This is a genomic window from Protofrankia symbiont of Coriaria myrtifolia, assembly GCF_900634755.1.
In the GTDB taxonomy this organism is placed as follows: Bacteria; Actinomycetota; Actinomycetes; order Frankiales; family Frankiaceae; genus Protofrankia; species Protofrankia coriariae.
The window spans coordinates 24,487-43,939 of record NZ_CAAAFS010000245.1 but is presented as its reverse complement, the minus strand read 5'-3'; the positions used below and the strand labels follow the sequence as shown (position 1 = coordinate 43,939).

The following is a 19,453-nucleotide window of genomic DNA, read 5'->3' as shown; positions in this document are numbered from 1 at the left end:
AAGGATCCGGCTGGCCAGGACGCGCGTGGGGCCACAGCGGGGCGGAGTTACACCAGGAAGGCCGCCACGGCCAGCCCGGCCAGGGCCGCGAGCGCCGCTGCGTCCACCCGCCGCGGGCGCGCCGGCTGGTGCGCGACCGCGCCGAACCCGCCACGGGCGGCGATCGCCTCTGTCATCTCCGCGGCCCGGCGCAGGCAGGTGACGATCGCCGTGCACAACAGCTCGGTGATCGATCGCGCGTGCAGCGGCAACGCCGCGAGCCGGCCCGGCAGCCGGCGACAGGGTGGCCGCGCTCCGACCCGCAACCGCCGGACCGCGAGCAGCATGCGGATCTCGTCCACGAGCAGCGGCAGGCAGCGGATGGACAGTGCCACCGTCGCGACCCACTCGTCGATCGGCAGCCGCAGCCTGCGCAACGGCTCCAGCAGCCGGCCCAGGGCGGGCGCCAGCTCCGACAGCGGTGTGGTCCACCCCAGCAGCGCGGCCGCGGCGAACATCGTCATGGACGCCGACGTCAGCCGCAGCCAGTCCAGCATGCCGCCGACGGACAGCCGTACACCACCGACGGTGACGAACGGTGCCGCGTGCGACTGGGCGGTGAGCAGCACGCCGATCAGCAGGCCGTACCAGAACCAGCGGGGCAGGCGCGGGGCCGCACCGACCGGGATCCGGGCGATGATCATGGAGAGGCCGACGAATCCCACGATCATTCCGATCACCGGCCAGGACGGCCGCACGGCGACCAGCACGTCGAGCAGCGCCATGATGATCAGTTTCGTGCCGGCCCACAGGCGGTGCACCGGGGTGTCACCGGGGATGTAGCGCAACAGGTTCGGCTCGGTACGGCGTCCGTGTCTGGCCGGCCGCCGCTGGGAGAATCGGCCGCGGCAGCGGTCGGCCAGGCCACGCGCGCTCCTGTTTCCCGAGCTGCCCGATGGCGGCTGCGGGGCCGCGGCCGCCGGTCCCCGTGCTGGTACGCGACCCGGGCGCCCGGCATCGTCTACATGCCCGTCGCCGCTACCGCCACTGTCTGTACCGCTGTTGCCGGTACCGCTGGCGCCGACCTGGGCAGTGCTATCCTGGATGTGGAAAGCATCATCATGATTACTAAAAGTGTCGTCATTGAGGTCGTCGTCGAGATTGAGGTCGTCGTCGAGGAGGCAGGCCTCCGCGCCAGCCCCTGCCGGCCGCGGATGAGGCAGCGGCGCGAGCGGGCGGCACAGCGTGCCGTCGGTGATGCTGTCGGTGAACGGTCCGTCATGTACCAGTCGTCCGCCGTTCAGGACGAGCATCCGTTCGGTGAGACAGGCCATGTCGTCGAAGTCGTGGGAGACCACTACCAGCGTCAGGCCGGTCCGGATTCGCAGATTCACCAGGACGTCGATCAGAATCCGGCTGGACGAGGCGTCCAGGCCCGCCAGCGGCTCGTCGAGGATCATCAGCCGAGGCCGGCAGGCGATCAGCCCGGCGAGCGCGGCCCGGCGCATCTGCCCGCCGGAGAGGTCCTCCACCCGCCGGTCCCGGAAGAGCTCCGGGTCGAGCCCGACCGCGGCCAGGGCCTCGTCGGCGGCGGCCGCGTCCACGCCGGCCGCCGCGCACACGTCAGCGCCCACGGTGGGCGCCAACAGTTGCAGCCGGGAGTGCTGCACGGCAAACCCGATCTCGCCGGGGCAGGCGGTCAGCGGCCGGCCGGCGAGGTAGGCCGCGCCCTCCGAGGGGGTCAGCAGACCGGCGAGGACGGCGGCCAGCGTCGACTTGCCCGAGCCGTTGCGGCCGCGGACCAGCACCGCCTCACCGCTGTCCAGGCAGAAGGAGACGTCGCGCAGCGCCCGGCGGGCCCACGGTGACCGGGGCGAGTAGACCTGTCCCACCCCGTCGAGGCGGACCAGCGCGGCTGGCCGCGCGGGCTGCTGCCCGGCGGGTACGACCGGTGCCACCGATGCGACCGATGCCACTGGTGCGACGGACACGGCTGGCCTGTCCGGCCCGGTCGGTGAAGCCGGGGTGCTCGGCGGAGCCTGCGGCGTGGAGACAGCCGGCGGAACAGCGGCGGCCAGCGGCGGAACAGCGGCGGTCGGCGGAGCCGGTGGGGCGGGGATGACCGTGGCCGGATCCAGCGGGAGAGCCTGGCCCGCAGCCCGGTCCTCCGGCCTGCCGGGCGCGTCGGCCACGGTGGACGTGCCGCCCGCGCTGGGCGCATCGTCCATGGCGGACGCGGCGGGCATATCGGATGTGACGGGCGCGCCTGGCGTGTCGGGTGTGGCAGGCGCGCCGGGTGCGGTCGGTCTGCCAGCGGGGCCGGACGCCGAGCCGGCCGGCGGGGTGGGCGACGGGAGGGCTGCCGAGACGGACCGCAGCGGCCGGGCCCGCGGCGGGCGCCAGGGAGAGACGCACGGGATATCGCCCGTCGGAGCGCCCACCGAGGTCAGCCGGCCGGCGTCGAGGACGATTCGGCGGTGCGCCCGCCGTGCCTCCGCCGGGTGGTGGGTCACATGAACGACCGCGACCCCCTCCTCGTCGGGCAGCCGCGCCAGCAGGTCGGTGAGCTGGTCACGGCCTTCGGCGTCCACCATGGCGGTGGACTCGTCGGAGACGAGCAGCCGGGGCGCCCGCGCGAGCGCGGCCGCGACCGCCAGCCGTTGGAGCTGCCCACCGGAGAGTGTGGCGGTTTCGCGGTCGGCGACGTTCGCGAGCCCGACCCGCTTCAGCAGGGTCTCCACGTCGACCGTGGCGCCGCCGTCGGGCAGGCCCCAGACGACGTCGTCGCGGACCCGGACTCCCAGGACCTGTGACTCCGGCCGTTGGAAGATCATGGCGGTGCCGCCGGTGCGGCCCAGCGCGCAGTCGCCGGGCCGCAGTACCTGCCCGTCGGTGGGATGCCAGCCGCTGATGATCCGGGCGAGCGTCGACTTCCCCGAACCGTTGCCGCCGACGATCGCCACGAACTCGGCCGGCCGGATCGTCAGCGACACGTCCCGCAGCGCATCCCGCGTCACATGAGGGTAGCGGTAGGTGACGGATTCCAGGCGGACGGGCAGCGGATGTGGCGGCTGCTCTGCCGGCGGCGGTTCCGGATGCCCCTGACCTGCCGGCTTCCGGCGCGTCGACGCCGCTGCCGGCACCGGTGCCGGCGCCCATATGGGCGCGTTCGGGTGGTCGGACCGGGCTTCCGGAGCGCCGACGGCGAGCCGGCGCAGCACCGGGCGGGTGACCACGGCCGCGGCGAGCACATTGCCGGCGGTGTTGGCCAGCAGTGCGATTGGCAGCAGCACCCACCAGTGCACCGCACCCCACCGGACGAGCGCGTCCGCGGTACCCAGACCCAGACTGTCCGGGTCGACACCGACGCGGACGAGGCTGCTGCGGGCCCCGTCCCAGCTGTTGACGATTTCGGCGAGCACCAGCGCCCGTAGATCGGTGAGCACGCAGAACAGCGCGTTCATGCCGAGCGCCACCGGCGCCCACAGCGTGACGAGACCGATCGCCGTGGTGCGCACGAGACCCCAGCGACGGCGGTGCGCGATGCCCAGCAGCGTGCCGATCATCATGCAGGACGTGATCGTGATCGCGAAGCCGGTGCCGCCGATGAGGACGGCCACCGCCAGCGCCGCGGCCATCGCCGTCCAGGCCGCCCGCAGTCGCCATCGGGCGGCAAGCGTCGCCGCGGGAACCGTCGCGACGATCGTGAGCAGCCAGCCGAAGGGAAGAAAGCGCGTGACCAGACAGATCGCGATCACCAGATCGACCAGGAGCGCGGCTTCGACGATCTCCACCGTGCGCAGCCGTTGCCGGGCCCGCGGTGTCCCGGTTGGCTGCGTCACTCCGGCGGCAGCGGCGGGCACGGAGCCGGCAGGCACGGAGCCGGCAGGCGAGGAATCAATGGACGCTGAACCGATGGACGCTGAACCGATGGGCGCGGAACGGGTGGGTAGGGAGCCGGCCGTGGGCGGGTCGGACAAGGTGGTCACCGTCAGCTCTCCGGTCCGGTGGTGCTCTCGTCGGTGATCGTGACCGGGCAGGTGCGTCCGGTGGACAGTTGCGGCGTCACCGTGGTGAGCGGGGAACACGCCCGCTCCCCGCCTGGTCCCTGGCTGGTTCCCACGGGCCCACTTGCCGCTCCACTCATCCACCCGCCCCCATGCGTGCCGCACCGGACATCCAACTGTCGCATGGAACCTGCGGGGTGTCCGAACCGCCCGGCCTGAAGCCCGGGCCGCCTGCGACAAAGATCATGGATGCTCTGTGTCGTCCGCGCGGACGGCCGTGGATGGTAGGGAAACGTACGCCTGCGGGTAACCCGCCCACGGGCCGAACCGTCGACCGCTGACCGCCACCAGAGGACGCCCGGTCGGCACTGCCATCGGTACTGCCACATCAGCACTGCCAACGGCATCGTCAGCAGGCGGCCTGGCGACACGATACCCACCATCGGCCTCGACACCACATGCCCCGGGGCGGTCGGGATGCCCCGGGACACCGGACAGCGCCGAAGCTGGCCCGTGCCGCCGTGGCGCTTCTGCCGGGCGGCGCTTCCACCCGGAGATGGTCATTGCTGTCAGGAGATGACCATCTCCGGGTGGGCCCGGGCCGGACAGTCCGGGCGCGTGGCCACCGCACCGCTCACGTCAACTGCGGTGCTCCCATTTCAGGTGCTCATTTCAACGGACGGAAGGAGGGGGGTTGCAGGGCGGACGGCTGCGCTGTGTACACGGCCAGGGTCTGGGCGAGGTTGGTCGGGTCGACACCGATGGCGTGCATGCTGCGAGCGAGATCGTCCATCACCACCAGGGCGTGGTGCAACAGCACCTCGGCGATGCCCGCGGGCCGCTGGACCGCCTGCCGGAACGCGCTGGCGATTTCGGCGTCCCCGGTCAGCGCGGCCAGCGCGCCGACGCGGATCCGCTCACTGAGCGACTCCCACACATGTTCGGAAAGGGGTGCCTGCGCACCGCGCCACACCCCGCGGTAGGTCAACGACCGGATGACCATGTGGGGCTGTTCACCGGTTCGCAGATGCAGGGTCACCGCCCACATCGCCAGCAACCAGCCCAGCGACTGCAGGAGGCGCACGGCGTCGACCCGCAGGCGCGTGGCCAGGGCCGCCTCCGCCTCCTGGCGGGTGGTCGCGTTCACCCACGCCTGGACCAGGCGTTCGGCTTCCACGATGTCGGTGATGTCGAGTTCAGGGGTGCATGGTCGTACGACCGCGGCAGCTCGTTGCGAATCGGTGTCGACCAATGCGAGGGCACCGACATCGTGCAGCGTCTGCCAGGAAAGTCCCGCTGGCGCCATGGCCGATACGGTAATCGCCCGTTCGTCCGTTGAGTCCGTTTATAACGCAGCTCACCTAACTTTCTTCACTACTTCGGCTGCTTCCGGTCGCCAATGCTGCTGGTGTAACCGTATGAACCGTTCCAGGTCATTGAAACGTCTAACGTATTAATTTGAAATGTCAAAGTAGCAAAGGGCGGTACATCATAATTTTTGTGTTCGGAGCCGCGGGACGTGTCCCGGCCGGCCTCGCCCCACACCCCGGCCGGCCCGCCTGATTCCGTACCGGTGCCCGCCCGCCGCCGGTACGGGGTCTGGCGCGGGTATGGCCACGATGGCGGGGACGGCGCACGATGGACGTCGTGAGTCGGGGAACTCTGCGGGTCTACCTCGGTGCGGCGCCGGGCGTGGGCAAGACGTTCGCCGCCCTTGACGAGGCGCACCGGCGTCGGGACCGGGGCACCGACGTGGTCGTCGGCTTCGTCGAGACCCATGGCCGTCCCAGGACGGCCGCGCTGCTCGACGGGCTGGAGGTCGTCCCGCGCCAGGAGATCTCCTACCGTGGCTCGACGTTCACCGAGATGGACGTCGACGCCGTGCTCGCGCGCCGGCCCGCGGTCGCGGTCGTCGACGAACTCGCGCACACCAACGTCCCCGGCAGCCGTAACGCGAAGCGCTGGCAGGATGTCCAGGAGCTCCTCGACGCGGGCATCGACGTCATCTCCAACGTCAACATCCAGCACATGGAGTCGCTCAACGACGTGGTCGAGACGATCACCGGGGTGGCGCAGCGGGAGACGGTGCCCGACGAGGTCGTCCGCCAGGCAGATCAGGTGGAACTGGTCGACATGGCGCCGGAGGCGCTGCGCCGGCGGATGGCCCACGGCAACATCTACGCCCCTGAGAAGATCGACGCGGCGCTGTCGAACTACTTCCGGGTGGGAAACCTCACCGCACTGCGGGAGATCGCGTTACTGTGGGTAGCGGACAAGGTTGACGAACAGCTCGACCGGTACCGGGCCGAACACGGGATATCCGGCACCTGGGAGACCCGGGAGCGGGTCGTCGTCGCCCTCACCGGCGGGCCCGAGGGCGACACGCTGATCCGCCGGGCGGTCCGGATCGCCGACCGCGGCAAGGGCGCCGACCTGCTCGCGGTGCACGTCGCCCGCTCCGACGGGCTGACCGGGGCGAACCCCCGGGCGCTGGCCCGCCAGCGGGCGCTGGTGGAAGACCTCGGCGGCACCTACCACCACGTCATCGGCGACGACGTCCCGGCCGCACTGCTGGACTTCGCCCGCGCGGAGAACGCCACCCAGCTGGTGCTCGGGGCCAGTCGGCGGGGACGCTTCGCCCAGGTGCTCAGCCCCGGGATCGGCGTTACCACCACGAAACTGTCCGGGTCGATCGACGTCCACATGGTCACCCACGAGGAGGCCGGCCGGGGATGGCGCCTGCCGCGCCGTGCCCACGGGCTGCGGCCCCGGCGCCGGCTGATCGCGACCGCGATGGCCGCGATCGTCCTGCCGTTGCTGACGATCGGGCTCGCGAACTCCCGGGGCTCGCTCAACGTGACCACTGACGTCCTTGTCTACCTGCTGGCGGTGGTGATCACCGCGCTGGTGGGCGGGTTCTGGCCGGCGCTGCTCGCCGCGGTCGCCAGCTCTCTGCTGCTGAACTACTATTTCTTCGCCGCCCACCACCGCTGGACGATAGCGGAACGTAACAACGTCTTTGCGCTGGTCGCCTTCGTCCTCGTTGGGATCATGGTCAGCAGGGTGGTCGACCTTGCCGCCCGCCGGTACACCCAGGCGGTGCGGGCCTCCGCCGAGGCCGCCACCCTGTCGGTGCTCGCCGGCAGCGTCCTGCGTGGTGAGGACGCGCTGCCGGCCCTGCTCGAACGGGTCCGGGAGACGTTCGGGATGACGGCCGCGACCCTCCTCGAGCGCACGGACGACAGCAGGCAGAGCGGGCCCGGCACGCGGAACGAGCGGAACGGGCAGAACGCGCGGAGCGGCGGGGGAGTGGGTGTGGCGCGGACAGCCACCGCCGCGGACGCTGACAGGCCGCTGCTCCCGGGCGGCCGTGGCTGGCGTGCCGTCCACAGTGTGGGCCTCGACCCGTGTACGCGCCCCGAGGAGGGCGACGTGGACGTGCCGGTCGGCGACAACCTCGCCCTGGTGTTACGCGGACGCCCGCTGCCGGCCGCGGACCGCCGGATACTCGCCGCGTTCGCCGTGCAGGCCGCGCTCGCCCTTGAGCAGCGCCGGCTTGCCGAGGCCGCAGCCGAAGCCGGGCCGCTGGCCGAGGCGGACCGGGTGCGCACCGCTCTGCTGGCCGCGGTCAGCCACGACCTGCGCTCACCGCTGGCCTCGGCCCGGGCGGCCGTCACGAGCCTGCGCAGCCGGGACGTCACCTGGACGCCGGACGAACAGGCGGAGCTGCTGGCCACGGCCGACGAGTCCATGGACCGGCTCACCCGGCTCGTCGACAACCTGTTGGACATGAGCCGGCTGCAGGCCGGCGTGCTCAGCGTCTTCCCCCGCCAGACCGGTCTCGACGACGTCGTTCCGCACGCCTTGGACGAGCTCGGGCTGCCCGGGCGGACGGTGGAGATCCAGGTGCCGGACGGCCTGCCCGACATCTACGCCGACCCCGCGCTGCTGGAGCGGATCGTGGTCAACCTCGCAGCCAACGCCCTGCGCCACTCCCCGGCGGGGACCCATCCCGTCATCACTGCGAGCGCGTTGGAGGACAGGGTCGAGCTGCGGGTCATCGACCGTGGGCCCGGTATCCCGGTGGAGAACCGGGACCGGGTCTTCCAGCCGTTCCAGCGCCTCGGCGACCGGGACAACACCACCGGCGTCGGGCTCGGCCTCGCTCTCTCCCGCGGCCTGGCCGAGGCCATGGGCGGCTCCCTCGTCACCGACGACACCCCCGGCGGCGGGCTCACGATGGTTCTGACTCTGCCCGCCGCCTGGTCCGTCCAGCATCCGGTCCCCGCCGCTCCTCCCAGCGGGTGATCTGGGATTTCAGGTCGGTTCCAAACCGCCTCGCCGTGTGCGTGGGCAGTTGGCGCGGGTGTTTCCGTCAGGGGCTGGCCGGGCGGTTGAAGACGGGCGGACGGCGCTGCAGGAAGGCGTCGATGCCCTCGGACAGGTCGGGGCCGTGGTGCAGCGCCGCCACACTCCAGTAGCTGGTTGTCATCGCGGTGGCGAGATCGACCTGCCAGGTCGAGCGCAGCGCCTGCTTGGTCGCCTCGACGGCCCGCCAGGACTTCGCCGCGATCTTCGAGGCCAGCTCGACGGCGGCCGGGATCAGCTTGTCGGGCTCGACCACCCGGTTGACCAGTCCGATCTCGAGCGCGCGGGCGGCGTCGAGCAGCTCGCCGGTCAGGGCCAGTTCGGCCGCGAGGCCGGAGCCGAGGAGCCTGGGCAGGAACCACGTCCCGCCGTTGCCGGGCGGCAGCCCGATGTTGATGTAGGTCTCGCCCAGCCTGGCCGCTGTCGAGGCGATCCGCAGGTCGCAGGCCAGGGCGAGATCGAGCCCGCCCGCGGTGGCGCCGCCGTTGATCGCCGCTATCGTCGGCAGCCGCGAGGCGACGATCCGCTGGGTGACCGGGAACAGCACCCGGGCGTTGTAGGGCTCCTGCTCGACGGCGAGCCGGTGGTCGATGTACTCCCGCATCGCCTTCAGGTCGGCGCCGGCGGAGAACTGCCGGCCGGCACCGGTGAGGACCAGGCAGCGCACCGTGCGGTCGGCCTCGAGCGTCGTCAGCGCCGCCAGCAGGTCGCGGACGAGCTCCGGCACGACGCCGTTGCCGCGCTCCGGACGATTGAGCGTCACCACCACGACCCCGTCGGCCACCCGTTCGTGGAAAAGGGTCTCCAGATCGACTCGCTTGCCCATTGTCAGGCCGCCTTCTCAAGGATGGTCGCGACCACGGCCGCGTAGGTACCCGCCAGCCAGCCGCCGGCGTTCACAGCCATGCCCACCCGGGCCCCCTCGACCTGCCGGCCGCCGGCCCGTCCGGTGAGCTGGTCGTAGATCTCGACAAGCTGCGCGCAGCCCGTCGCCCCGATCGGGTGCCCGCGGCTGAGCAGCCCGCCGCTGACGTTCACCGGCAGCCGCCCCCCGAGGGCGGTGGCGCCGGAGCGCACGAGCAGGTGCCCCTCGCCGGGCGCGCACAGGCCGATGTCGGCGTACTGAAGGATCTCCGCGGGCGCGGCGGCGTCGTGCAGCTCGAGCACGTCGAGGTCGTCGGGCCCGAGGCCGGCGTCGTCGAACGCCGCGCCCGCGGCGACGGCCACCGGCTGCGAGCCGGGCCCGGCACCGGCGGCGAGGCGGGTCGCGCGTATCTCGCACCCGGCCCGATCCAGCCGCTGGGCGTAGCTGTCCGAGCACAGCACGACGGCGGCGGCTCCGTCCGTCGTCGGAGAGCACATCGGCAGGGTCAGCGGGTCGACGATCACGCGCCCGGCCAGCACCTCCTCGACCGTCTGCGGCTTCTGGAACTGGGCCAGCGGGTTGAGCGAGGCGTGTCGACGGTTCTTGACCGCGACCGCGGCGAGATCGGCGACCGTAGCGCCGTACTCGGCCAGGTACTTCCTGGCCTCCTGGGCGTAGACGTCGACGAACACGGAGTTCGTGGCCGGCCCGTCCGTCGCGGGGGAGACGGCCGACACGTCGGTGGCTCCCTGCAGGGCGTCGAAGGCCCGGGACCTCTCGGTGTGCGAGAGCTTCTCGACACCGATGACCAGCGCCACGTCGCAGCGACCGGACAGGATGGCCTCGAACGCCAGGTTGGCGGCCGAACTGCTGGACGCGCAGGCGTTCTCGACGTTGACCAGAGGAACCCCGGCCAGGTCGGTGCCCTGCAGCGCCACCTGCCCGCGGATCATCTCCTGCCCGGACACCAGGCCCGCGGCCGCGTTGCCGGAGAAGACGCGCCGCACGTCGGACGCGGTGATCCCCGCGTCCTTCAGCGCGAGATCGACGACCTCCTCGACCATGGCCCGCTCACCGCGGTGCACATCCCGTCCGAAGCGGATCATACCGACACCGATGATCCGTACCTTGCCCATGATGAGCGCACCCTTTCTCGCCGGTCAGGCTGGCCGGTCAGCCTCGCCGTCAGCGTCGCCGGTTCTGTCCAACGTCCGCGCCGGCGAAATACCGGCCCGCGGTTTCCGGACCGCCGCGGACCGGCACGGGGCGGGCGGAAATCCCGGATTCTCAGTCGGCCCGGCGGAACCAGGGAACGGGCCGGTGCGCGATTTCGGCGGCGTCCGCGCCGTGGAACTCGACCCGGCCGTCACAGGAATAGCCGCTCCACTCGCCGTCGGGGTCGGGCCACAGCCGGCCGAGCAGCTGAACACCGTCGTCGAGTTTGACGACCCCGACCGCGTAGGGAAGGTCGTTCTCGAATCCGCTGGGCGGCCCCAACCGCTGTACCGCGAAGCTGTGCAGTACACCCCTGCCGGACGACGGGACCCAGCTCAGATCTGTTTCGTAACAGAACGGGCAGAGATGGCGAGGGTACATGATGTTGTGATTGCACGCCTTACAGTGCTGGACGACGAGTTCACCGCGTTTCAGGGCCTCGTAGTACGGCTCCGTGAGCGCTTCCATGCCGGTCTCGGTCACCGGGCCACCCCCTCCAGCAGCAGTACCTGGCTGTCCATGTAGGTCCCGCCGGTGCCGCCGCAGACCGCCCGGGTGGCGCCGGCTACCTGGCGTTCGGGGCCTGCCCTGCCGAGCAGTTGGCGCACCCCTTCCGCCAGCAGCGCGCTGCCGCCGCCGACCCCGGTGTGGCCGGCGGACAGCAGCCCGCCGTTGGTGTTGACCGGCAGCCGTCCGCCAGGTGAGAACTCGCCGCTGGCGAACATCCGGGCCGCCGCGTGCTTCGGCGCGAGCCCGAGCCCTTCGAGGCCGCTGGTGAGCACCGCGGCGTAGGAGTCGTAGACCTCGGCGAGATCCGCGTCCGACGGGCCCCAGCCGGCCTGCTCGTACGCGTCCACCCCGGCCTTCGCCCAGCCGAGCACGGCGAGGTCGGCCTCCTGGCCGATGCTGTAGTGGGAGACGCAGCCGCCGGATCCGGCGATGCGCACCCATGCGTCCCTACCGGCGCGGCGGGCGTTCTCGGCACTGGTCATGACGAACGCGACGGCCCCGTCGGCGAGCATGGGGCACTCGAGTGCGTGCAGCGGGTCGGTCACCATCTTCGAGTTCAGTACCTGGTCGACGGTGAGCGTCCTGTCCCTGTACATCGCGTTGGGGTTCAGCCGGGACCACTCGCGCAGCGCCACGCAGACCGACGCCATGTCCGCCGCGGTGGAGCCGCTCGCGGCCATGTAACGACATGTGATGAGTGCTCCCACGGCGTTGAACGTCAGCCCGGAGAGCTTCTCCCACTCGCGGGGGATGCCGTTGGCGGTGAGCATGTCGATCATCTCGCCGACCGGCGCGGAACCCCACTTCTCGGACTGCACGATCAGGATGTTGCGCGCGTGCCCGCTGGCGATCAGCCCCGCGGCGGAACGGATCGTGTTGTCGCTGGTGGATCCGCCGGAGTGCAGCATGAAGCTGCTCTTGGCCCGCCCGTGCAGCCCCAGTTCCTCGACGAGCCGTGAGAAGATCAGATCAGCCTGGTCCGCGAAGGAGTGCAGGCACGGGATCAGCAGGATGGTGTCGATGTCGGGCACGGTGAGCCCGGCGTCGCGGACCGCGGCGACCGCGGCATGCACGAGCTGCCCCATGAACGGGCGGTCCGGGTAGCGCCCGGACGGCAGCTCACCGAGACCGACGAAAACGGCCTCCTCCGGCGAGCCGCGGTCGGGAAGGGCGCTCGGCGCGGCATCGGAAGCGGGATCACTGTCAGGCACCGTTGTTCTCCACGGGTGGCCGGCGGCGGGCGAGCAGGACCATGCGGAACTGCATGACCTCCTCGTCCTTCTGGTTGATGACGCTGTAGTCGAGGCGCAGCGTCCCGTATCTGGCGTTGTTGCCGGTCTCGCTCTCGACGACCTTCGCGTGCACCTGGAGCGTGTCGCCCGGATGCACGGGCGCCAGCGCACGCAGGTGCTGGCACTCCAGGAAGGCCACGATCGCTTCGCCGAGGAAGCCCGAGAGCGCGACGAGCCCCACCGCGAAGCCGAAGGTGAGCGGGCCGTGCGCGATACGGCCGCCGAAGCGGGTGGTACGGCCGTACTCCTCGTCGACGTGCAACGGGTAGTGGTCCCCGGTCAGACCGGCGAAGGTGGTGATGTCTCCGATGTCGACGGTGCGGCCGGGGGTGCGCACGGCATCCCCGACGGCGAAGTCCTCGAAGTACCGCCTGAGACGGTTGAAACCGGAGAGCGTCGTGCTGCTCATAGCGACAGCGCGGCGAGCGCCTCGTGGACGAGGCCCAGGCTGAGTTGTTCGTGCATGAGCCGCTTGAGCTCGCGGGTCAGCGCCACCCGGGTGTAGCGGCGGGCCAGCGGTGGCTTGGCCGCGATGTTCTCGGCGATCTCGCGCGCGCGGGGGAGGACCTGCTCGGCCGGGAGCACCTCGTTGACCACGCCGTAGTCCAGCGCCTGGTGGGCGTCGAGCTCCTGGCCGGTGAGCAGGAAGTAGCGGCCGCGCTGCGGCCCGAGCACGTGCGTCCATGTCACGTGCGCCCCGTCACCGGGGACGATGCCTGACGGGAAATGCGGGGAGTCCCGGAACGTGGTGGTGTCCGCGGCGATCGTGATGTTGGACAGGACCGGTATCTCCGGATGGATGGTGGCCGGGCCGTTGATAGCGGCGATCACCGGAACCTCGATGTCGAGCAGGTTGTTCAGCAGCCGCTGGCCCTCGAAGATTATCTGCGACCAGTCGATCGCGGTCGAGAGGCCGAAACTCGAGAAGTCGATCTCCGAGCAGAACGAGTCGCCGGCGCCGGTGATGATGACAACCTTGTTCTCGGGATCGCAGGCGACGTCGGCGAAGCAGTAGGCCAGCTCGTCGTGGGCATTGGACGTCCACACCAGGCTCTTTCCCTCGCTGTGGACGGTCAGTTCTAAGATTCCGTCTTTGCGTTCGAGGCGGATGTTCTGGTATTTCTTCGCGTAGTCGTCCAATAGCGGGGTGATATATGCTATAATTTTTACCCTTTCCGAAACAATTGTTTGTTCAACATTAGCAGGGGTGTCGCGTGCCCACAAGCGAGGTGTTCCGTGAACCCGGATCCCGCACGGAGCGGAGCACGGGGCCTCCCTGCTGCGGCCGCGCCGGCCGGCGGTGCGCGGTGCGTCGTCGGGCGGTCCGTTTTCAGGGCGGGTGCGGCGAGCCCGGTGCCGGTTGCCGGCGGTCCGGCGTCCACAGTTGGGTCGTCGACACCGTGACCTCGACGGACTCGACGCCGGGCAGCGCGGTCAGGACATCGGTGATGTAACGCTTCAGGCCGGAGAAGTGCACACAGGAGGTGTCGGTGAGGACGAGCACCACCCGCACGTTCCCCGCGTGGCACTCGATCTCGTCGACCAGCCCCATCTCGCAGATGTCGATCGGCGTACGCATGAGCAGGCCGCACGGCTCGGGGACCGAGCGCAGCGCCTCGCGGATCCGCTCCTCGGTGGGTGCCGCCGTCTCCGTGCGGTTCACAGGGCCCCCGATCCGCTCCGTCGGTTCCGCGCCGCGCCGTCGTCCCCGTTCCTCGGAGGACGACTGTGCGCACGCCCTGCCCGGCGGCTCATCCCCGTACCGCTGTCGCGCCCGTGCGTAGCTGTCCCCAGGGCCGGGCCACACCGCGCAGGCGCTCGCGGGCGAACTCGTCGTCCGCGACGCGGCTGGTAACGGTGGCTGCGTCGAGGCCGAGCAGGCGCAGCGCGTTCCCGCCGAGGATCCTGCGGCGGTCCTCGGCGGTCCTCGGCGGTCCTCGGCGGTCCTCGGCGGTCCTCGGCGGTCCTCGGCGGTCCTCGGCGGTCCTCGGCGGTCCTCGGCGGTCAGCTGGGGATAGCCGTGCTCGGCCACCAGGTCGTCCGGCAGCTCATAACCGTCGAACGCGGCCAGCAGCGGAGCCGGGTGGGAGAGGTTGGAGCCGCTGCCGAACATCAGCTGGTCGGCGCCGCAGGCCCGCAGCAGGGTGCCGAGGATCTTGGCGAACACGAGCGGCCTGACCACCACGTAGGCGAATACGGACTCGAGGGTTGCGTAGAGGTTGCGGTGCCGGCGCAGCAGTGTCGCGGTCTCCTCGAGGAAGGCCGCGCCCGCGTGTACCACGTGGAAGTTGATGTCGGGGAACCGTTCCAGCGGGAGATCCAGGTCGTCGAGGCTGAAGGCGCTGCGCGGGGCGGGTGGCAGCCACAGTGCCTTGTGCACCGCGACGTTGCGGATGCCGAGGTCGCGGGCGGCTTCCAGCAGCGGGGTGGCGTAGTCGGCGTCGTCGAGCCGCCAGCCCCTGCCGACATCGTCGTAGAAGAAGGCGGGATACAGCTTCAGCCCGTCGACGCCGAACTGGGTGACCTGCTGTTCCAGCTGGGTGATCGGGGTGTCGACCGTGGCGAACAGCCGGAACCGGTCGGGGTAGCGGTCCCGGAACGCCGCGGCGCGTTCGGGCGCGGTCACGTGGCCGCGGGCGAATCCGAGGTTGGGCAGCGCGTGGATGACCGCGAGGTCGACCGGGCTCTCGACGAACAGCGAGTCGGCGATCGCCTCGAAGGGGAAGTCGGAGAAGAACTCGTCGTGGGTGAGCAGGTACTCGGGACGGTTCTGGTCGGTCGCGAGGACGTGCGCGCCATAGACCGCCTCGAGCTGATCGCGGGCCTTGGGGTTCTGGTTCGCCGGGGCGAGGTTGTAGGGATGCACCACGGCATCCACCACGACGGCTCCGTCGATCATTGTCGCCCTCCGATACAAACAACTGTTTGTTGCAAAGTTTCCATGGTGGTGCCCGCCCGTCAACCAAGCGACCCTCGGACGCGGTCTACGCGCCGGGGCCCGTCGGCCGGATGCTGGCGTACTCCAGCGCCCACCAGACCTCGACGAGGGCGTCTGTGTCGGCGAGGTCGGCGCCGGTGATCGTCTGATACCGCTCCAGTCGGTAACGCACCGTGTTTTCGTGGATCGACAGCGCCCGTGCGACCGCTGCCACCGACCGGCGTTCGCGCAGGTAGGTCTGCACGGTCTCGAGTATCTCGGCCGACGCGCTTCCGCTCCGGCCGCTCAGGCGGGTGATGTAACGGCGGAACAGCTGTTCGCCGAGTTCGCCCTGCTGCTCGACCGCGGCCCGTACCGACAGCGACGAGCTGTCCACGACACCGGTACGGCGGTAGCGCACGGCGACATTGAGCACCCGGGTGGCCTCGGCGAACGCCTGCGGGACACCGGTGAGCGTCACCGGCCCGGCAACCGCGATCACGGCATCGTCGTGTGGAACGGGACGGATCGCGCTGATCCCCACCACGTCGTCGTCGAACATGGTGATCAGTGGCCGGAAACCCACGCCGATGCCGGCCGACTCCAGTTGCCGGATCAGTCGCTGCACCCCGTCCGGGCGCTGCCGGCAGCGCAGCACCCAGTACTCCCGGTCGGGCAGGATGCCGTGTATCGCGCCGCCCTCGACAAGCTCGGCGGGGTCGACTCCGCCGGTGAGGATACGGTGCAGAAACGCCATCCGGTGGCGCTCGTCGCGACGGGCGGCGTCGATCTCCACCTGCTGGCGCGCGGAAACCAGGACGCTGCTGAAGCGGTCCGTGAGGTCCCACAGCTGCCGGGCCCCGGTGAGCACGGCCCACGGGTCGGCCCCGGCCGCCACCGCCTCCTCGATGAACGCGTCGCGCAGCACGCTGAGCACCCTGCGGTATGCCTCGACGACGTCCTCGGAAGGGATGCCCTGTAACGCCCTGCGCTGGCCGGAGGCCCGCTCGTCCTCCTCGATCTCCGAAGGTAGCTGGTCGCGCCGCTCGAGGACCGCGACGACCCGGGCGACGTTGCGCCGGCACGACCGGCGAAGGTCGTCGTCGGGCACCCGGTCGTAGGAACGCAGCGTCCGAAGCGCGCTCAGCTGTCGTTCGACCAGATCGTCGGTGCGTTGGCGGAGCCGCTGCGCGGTCGTGACCAGCAGGCTGCCACTGGCATCAGGCATCGGCACCACCTCGATCTTGGAGAAGGCTCCTAATACTGGTCCCCGTTTTCCATGGATTCTCCATATCTTCGGACGTGCCGTGTTTCCTAGTCTCATCGCTATGGCTGACGGCGATCAGATCACGGCGGCCCAGGTTCTCTGGGATGCCGCCCGGCGGCATCCCGACCGGCCCTGCCTGACCGATCTCGACGATGCCGTCGGTGCCACCACGTCGACCTACGCGCAGCTGGTCGAACGCGTCGCCGCGGTGGCCGGCGGACTGCTCGGGCTCGGTCTTGAGCCCGGCGACCGGGTCGCGCTGCTGCTCCACAACAGCCACGCGTACGTCCAGGCGTATCTCGGTGCCACGGCGGGCGGGCTGGTCGCCGTCCCCCTCAACGTCCGGCTGACACCCGCGGACTACCTGCACATGCTGACCGACTCGGGAAGCCGGGTGCTGGTGACCACCAGCGAGTTCAGCGACCGGCTCCCGGATCCGTCGCGGCTGCCCGGGCTGACGATCGTGTACGCCGACGCGCGGGACGACGCGGACTGCGGGCTGACGGCGCTGGCCGCCCGCGCCGAACCGCTTGCGCGGCCGGTCGCGCGGGCCGATGGTGACCCCGCGAGCCTGATGTACACCAGCGGCACGACCGGCTCACCGAAAGCGGTCGTCCTCAGTCACCGTTCCTGGCTCAGGATTGCCGAGACCGCGGTGCGGGTGCTCGGGCTCGGCGACGACGAGGTCACGCTGCACGTTGCTCCCCTGACACACGGGGCGGGCTTCCTGCTCCTGCCCACGCTGCTGCTCGGCGGCCACAGTCTGCTGTGCCACTCCTACGACGCCGGGCGTGCCCTGCGCCTGCTCACCGAGCACGGCGTCACCGGGATGTTCATGGTGCCGTCGATGATCAGAATGTTGCTGGACGCGCGGCCACCGGACTGGACGGTTCCGGCCTCGTTGCGCCGGCTCTACTACGCGGGCTCCCCGATCGACCCGGAGACCATGCGGGAGGCGACGGAGGTCTTCGCCGGGCGTCTGATCCAGTCGTTTGCCCAGATGGAATCACCGATGTTCTTCACGGTTCTCGACCAGAAGGACCATCTGCACGCGCTGGGGAATCTTGATTCGCCGCTGGTCCGTTCGGCTGGGCGGGTGCTTCCCGGGGTCGAGCTGCGCATCGTCGACGACGCGGGAGCGACCCTGCCCGACGGCGCGGCCGGGGAGATCGTGGCGCGCGCTCCCCAGACCATGAACGGGTACTGGGGCCGGCCCGCGGACACCGCGCGGACGATGGCCGGCGGCTGGCTGCACACCGGCGACATCGGCTACCTCGACGGCGACGGCTATCTGTACATCGTCGACCGGAAGAAGGACATGATCGTAACCGGTGGGTCGAATGTCTATGCCCGTGAGGTGGAGGACGTTCTTGTCGATCTTCCGGGGGTGAAGGACGCGGCCGTGATCGGGCTGCCACACCGGATCTGGGGCGAGGCGGTGACCGCCGTACTGGTGTCGGCGAACGACAGCCGTGACAGCGACGCGGTGCTGGCCGCATGCCGGACGAGGCTGGCCGGCTACCGGGTGCCGAAGCGGGTGGTGTGGGTGGAGTCGCTCCCGCGCAACGCCTACGGCAAGGTCCTCAAGCGGCAGCTGCGCGAACAGTTCTCCGGATCGGGGTGATGCGGCGGGCGGTCATTTCTGTAGTCCGATCAGAGCGTTGTCGGCGAGGACCTCGCTGAGCGCCTCGGGGCTGAGCGGGCCGGTAGGGGAGTACCACTCCGTCGCCGAGTTCAGCATGCCTATCAGGGCGAGTACGGCGATGCGGGGATTGCTGAGGTCCCGGAACTCTCCGGAGCTGATGCCATCGTTCAGGATTCTGCTGAAGAGCTCCTCGTAGCGCTGCCGCATCAGGATGACGCGTTCTTTGTGCTCGGAGCTCAGGTAGGTCCACTGGTGGAAGCTCACCCGCGTCTGCTCGAGGGCGGTCGCGAGGACCAGCATGTGCGCTTTGATCGCTTCTCGCAGTCGAATCGTTGCGGACTGTTCTGACTCCGCTATCGGCGCGATGGCGTCCAGATAGCTTCGGATGCCCCGTTCGACAATTTTGATCAGCAGGTCTTCCTTGCTGTTTATGTGGACGTACAGGCTGCCGGGCAGGATTCCGACCGCGTCGCTGATGTCCCGCATCCCGACGACCGGATACGTCCTCTCGCCGAACAGGCGGATGGCCTCCCGCTCGATGAGCTCGGCCGACACAGGCCCCGAGGCCGCTCGAGTGCCGCGTTCTCGCTGTCTGGTCACCCGTAGTTCCCGCTGCTTAGCCACCCGTGTGCCTCCCCGAAGTCCTGATCCAGATCCGATCGTACGGTCGCGCCGGTCCGATATCGCCGGAGAACTGGAAAATTTGTCCGCCTTGTCCGTTTCGTAAGCAGGCAAAACGGTCATTTGGTACCGATGATGTGACCTATTCAACAAACAATTGTTTCGTCGATCTGTCCCCCACGGGGGATGACGATCGCGAACGACAGGATCCCCCCTCCGACAGGTTGCGCTCGTGGCGACCGTCGTGGTTTCGTAACTGTTACTGTATGTCGAGCGGGCCGGTTCCGATACGTGGCTGACCGTCTTCTACGGGTGAACGCCGGCTCTTCAGCCCGCATCCGCCGCATGGAGTGCGCGGCACACTGGGTACCCAATCTGCGCGCCGGAGGCACCGTGCCCGAACCTGCCTCCGGCTGTCGATCTTCCTCGACTGAGCTGCCTCGGCGCTTCCTCCACGCCGTCCCGCTGGTTCGGCAGACGGTGGCAGGTCTGTTGCCAGGCCCGTCGGATCAGCCCGCTTCCGCCGCGGCCGCGATGGTCGCGCCCGTCAGCCCGGCGCTGGTGAACGACGTGAAGCGGCGCGAACGGAACCGCCAGCGGCCCTCGGAACGAGCGAACTCGTCGTGATAGCGGCCGATGACGACGAGCCGTACCGTGTCCGCGTCGATGCTTATGACCTGCACGTACGCGCTGCCCGAGGCGCCGGTGGCCGAAGGCTCCACAACCACCGAGGAAACGAGATGCCGACTGCCCGCTCCCCGGGCCGC

The 19,453-nt window shown here is 70.2% G+C and carries 15 protein-coding genes; 2 read left to right on the top strand and 13 right to left on the bottom strand.

The genetic code is table 11. The features are described from left to right. Window positions 1-47: 47 nt before the first annotated feature. From CM1CMNOD_RS13865 to CM1CMNOD_RS13860, 3 genes are all read right to left on the bottom strand, one after another. Window positions 48-3,821 (bottom strand): DUF2232 domain-containing protein, encoded by a 3,774-nt coding sequence (locus CM1CMNOD_RS13865; protein WP_165162723.1) that lies wholly within the window; start codon window positions 3,819-3,821, stop codon window positions 48-50. Window positions 3,822-3,970: 149 nt separating this feature from the next. Beyond that, entirely contained in the window at window positions 3,971-4,102 is a 132-nt protein-coding gene (locus CM1CMNOD_RS23690; RefSeq protein ID WP_258165200.1) for a hypothetical protein, read from the bottom strand. Between the two features lie 551 nt (window positions 4,103-4,653). Then, window positions 4,654-5,292 carry a hypothetical protein gene (locus CM1CMNOD_RS13860; RefSeq protein WP_013874227.1) on the bottom strand — a complete coding sequence of 213 codons (639 nt, stop codon included), beginning with the start codon at window positions 5,290-5,292 and terminating at the stop codon, window positions 4,654-4,656. A gap of 332 nt (window positions 5,293-5,624) precedes the next feature. Here CM1CMNOD_RS13860 and CM1CMNOD_RS13855 point away from each other — a divergent pair, with 332 nt between their 5' ends. Beyond that, the gene (locus tag CM1CMNOD_RS13855) at window positions 5,625-8,294 is read left to right on the top strand and encodes a sensor histidine kinase (RefSeq protein ID WP_013874226.1); all 2,670 of its coding nucleotides are present in this window, start codon (window positions 5,625-5,627) and stop codon (window positions 8,292-8,294) included. 67 nt (window positions 8,295-8,361) lie between these two features. Here CM1CMNOD_RS13855 and CM1CMNOD_RS13850 read toward each other — a convergent pair whose 3' ends face one another. From CM1CMNOD_RS13850 to CM1CMNOD_RS13815, 8 genes are all read right to left on the bottom strand, one after another. After that, entirely contained in the window at window positions 8,362-9,180 is an 819-nt protein-coding gene (locus CM1CMNOD_RS13850; protein ID WP_013874225.1) for an enoyl-CoA hydratase/isomerase family protein, read from the bottom strand. 2 nt (window positions 9,181-9,182) lie between these two features. Continuing rightward, the gene (locus CM1CMNOD_RS13845; protein ID WP_013874224.1) at window positions 9,183-10,355 is read right to left on the bottom strand and encodes a thiolase family protein; all 1,173 of its coding nucleotides are present in this window, start codon (window positions 10,353-10,355) and stop codon (window positions 9,183-9,185) included. A gap of 151 nt (window positions 10,356-10,506) precedes the next feature. Further along, window positions 10,507-10,917, bottom strand: coding sequence for a Zn-ribbon domain-containing OB-fold protein (locus tag CM1CMNOD_RS13840; protein ID WP_013874223.1), 411 nt, complete (start codon window positions 10,915-10,917; stop codon window positions 10,507-10,509). Further along, window positions 10,914-12,155: a thiolase family protein gene (locus tag CM1CMNOD_RS13835; protein ID WP_013874222.1), complete on the bottom strand. Its 1,242-nt coding sequence runs from the start codon at window positions 12,153-12,155 to the stop codon at window positions 10,914-10,916. Before CM1CMNOD_RS13835 ends, CM1CMNOD_RS13840 begins: the two co-directional genes overlap by 4 nt. Continuing rightward, a complete protein-coding gene (locus CM1CMNOD_RS13830) occupies window positions 12,148-12,645 on the bottom strand; it encodes a MaoC/PaaZ C-terminal domain-containing protein (RefSeq protein ID WP_013874221.1) in 498 nt (165 codons plus the stop codon). Before CM1CMNOD_RS13830 ends, CM1CMNOD_RS13835 begins: the two co-directional genes overlap by 8 nt. Then, a complete protein-coding gene (locus CM1CMNOD_RS13825; RefSeq protein ID WP_013874220.1) occupies window positions 12,642-13,376 on the bottom strand; it encodes an enoyl-CoA hydratase/isomerase family protein in 735 nt (244 codons plus the stop codon). The genes CM1CMNOD_RS13830 and CM1CMNOD_RS13825 overlap by 4 nt, the downstream gene beginning before the upstream one ends. 190 nt (window positions 13,377-13,566) lie before the next feature. Further along, window positions 13,567-15,135 carry an amidohydrolase family protein gene (locus CM1CMNOD_RS13820; RefSeq protein WP_131774017.1) on the bottom strand — a complete coding sequence of 523 codons (1,569 nt, stop codon included), beginning with the start codon at window positions 15,133-15,135 and terminating at the stop codon, window positions 13,567-13,569. A gap of 85 nt (window positions 15,136-15,220) precedes the next feature. Next, window positions 15,221-16,381 (bottom strand): PucR family transcriptional regulator, encoded by a 1,161-nt coding sequence (locus CM1CMNOD_RS13815; protein ID WP_013874218.1) that lies wholly within the window; start codon window positions 16,379-16,381, stop codon window positions 15,221-15,223. A gap of 100 nt (window positions 16,382-16,481) precedes the next feature. Between CM1CMNOD_RS13815 and CM1CMNOD_RS13810 the strand changes: the two genes are divergently transcribed. Next, window positions 16,482-18,044, top strand: coding sequence for a class I adenylate-forming enzyme family protein (locus CM1CMNOD_RS13810; protein ID WP_050803546.1), 1,563 nt, complete (start codon window positions 16,482-16,484; stop codon window positions 18,042-18,044). Between the two features lie 12 nt (window positions 18,045-18,056). Here the strand turns inward: CM1CMNOD_RS13810 and CM1CMNOD_RS13805 are convergent, their stop codons facing one another. Both CM1CMNOD_RS13805 and CM1CMNOD_RS13800 read right to left on the bottom strand, forming a co-directional pair. Beyond that, window positions 18,057-18,689, bottom strand: coding sequence for a TetR/AcrR family transcriptional regulator (locus CM1CMNOD_RS13805; RefSeq protein ID WP_013874216.1), 633 nt, complete (start codon window positions 18,687-18,689; stop codon window positions 18,057-18,059). 506 nt (window positions 18,690-19,195) lie between these two features. Then, window positions 19,196-19,453 (bottom strand): nuclear transport factor 2 family protein (locus CM1CMNOD_RS13800; protein WP_165490476.1); only part of this gene is annotated, 258 nt, incomplete at its 5' end.

Coding starts and splice junctions, on each gene's coding strand:
- CM1CMNOD_RS13860 (WP_013874227.1), bottom strand. CDS start 5,292: ATGGCGCCAGCGGGACTTTCCTGGCAGACGCTGCACGATGTCGGTGCC.
- CM1CMNOD_RS13855 (WP_013874226.1), top strand. CDS start 5,625: ATGGACGTCGTGAGTCGGGGAACTCTGCGGGTCTACCTCGGTGCGGCG.
- CM1CMNOD_RS13850 (WP_013874225.1), bottom strand. CDS start 9,180: ATGGGCAAGCGAGTCGATCTGGAGACCCTTTTCCACGAACGGGTGGCC.
- CM1CMNOD_RS13845 (WP_013874224.1), bottom strand. CDS start 10,355: ATGGGCAAGGTACGGATCATCGGTGTCGGTATGATCCGCTTCGGACGG.
- CM1CMNOD_RS13830 (WP_013874221.1), bottom strand. CDS start 12,645: ATGAGCAGCACGACGCTCTCCGGTTTCAACCGTCTCAGGCGGTACTTC.
- CM1CMNOD_RS13820 (WP_131774017.1), bottom strand. CDS start 15,135: ATGATCGACGGAGCCGTCGTGGTGGATGCCGTGGTGCATCCCTACAAC.
- CM1CMNOD_RS13815 (WP_013874218.1), bottom strand. CDS start 16,381: ATGCCTGATGCCAGTGGCAGCCTGCTGGTCACGACCGCGCAGCGGCTC.
- CM1CMNOD_RS13810 (WP_050803546.1), top strand. CDS start 16,482: ATGGCTGACGGCGATCAGATCACGGCGGCCCAGGTTCTCTGGGATGCC.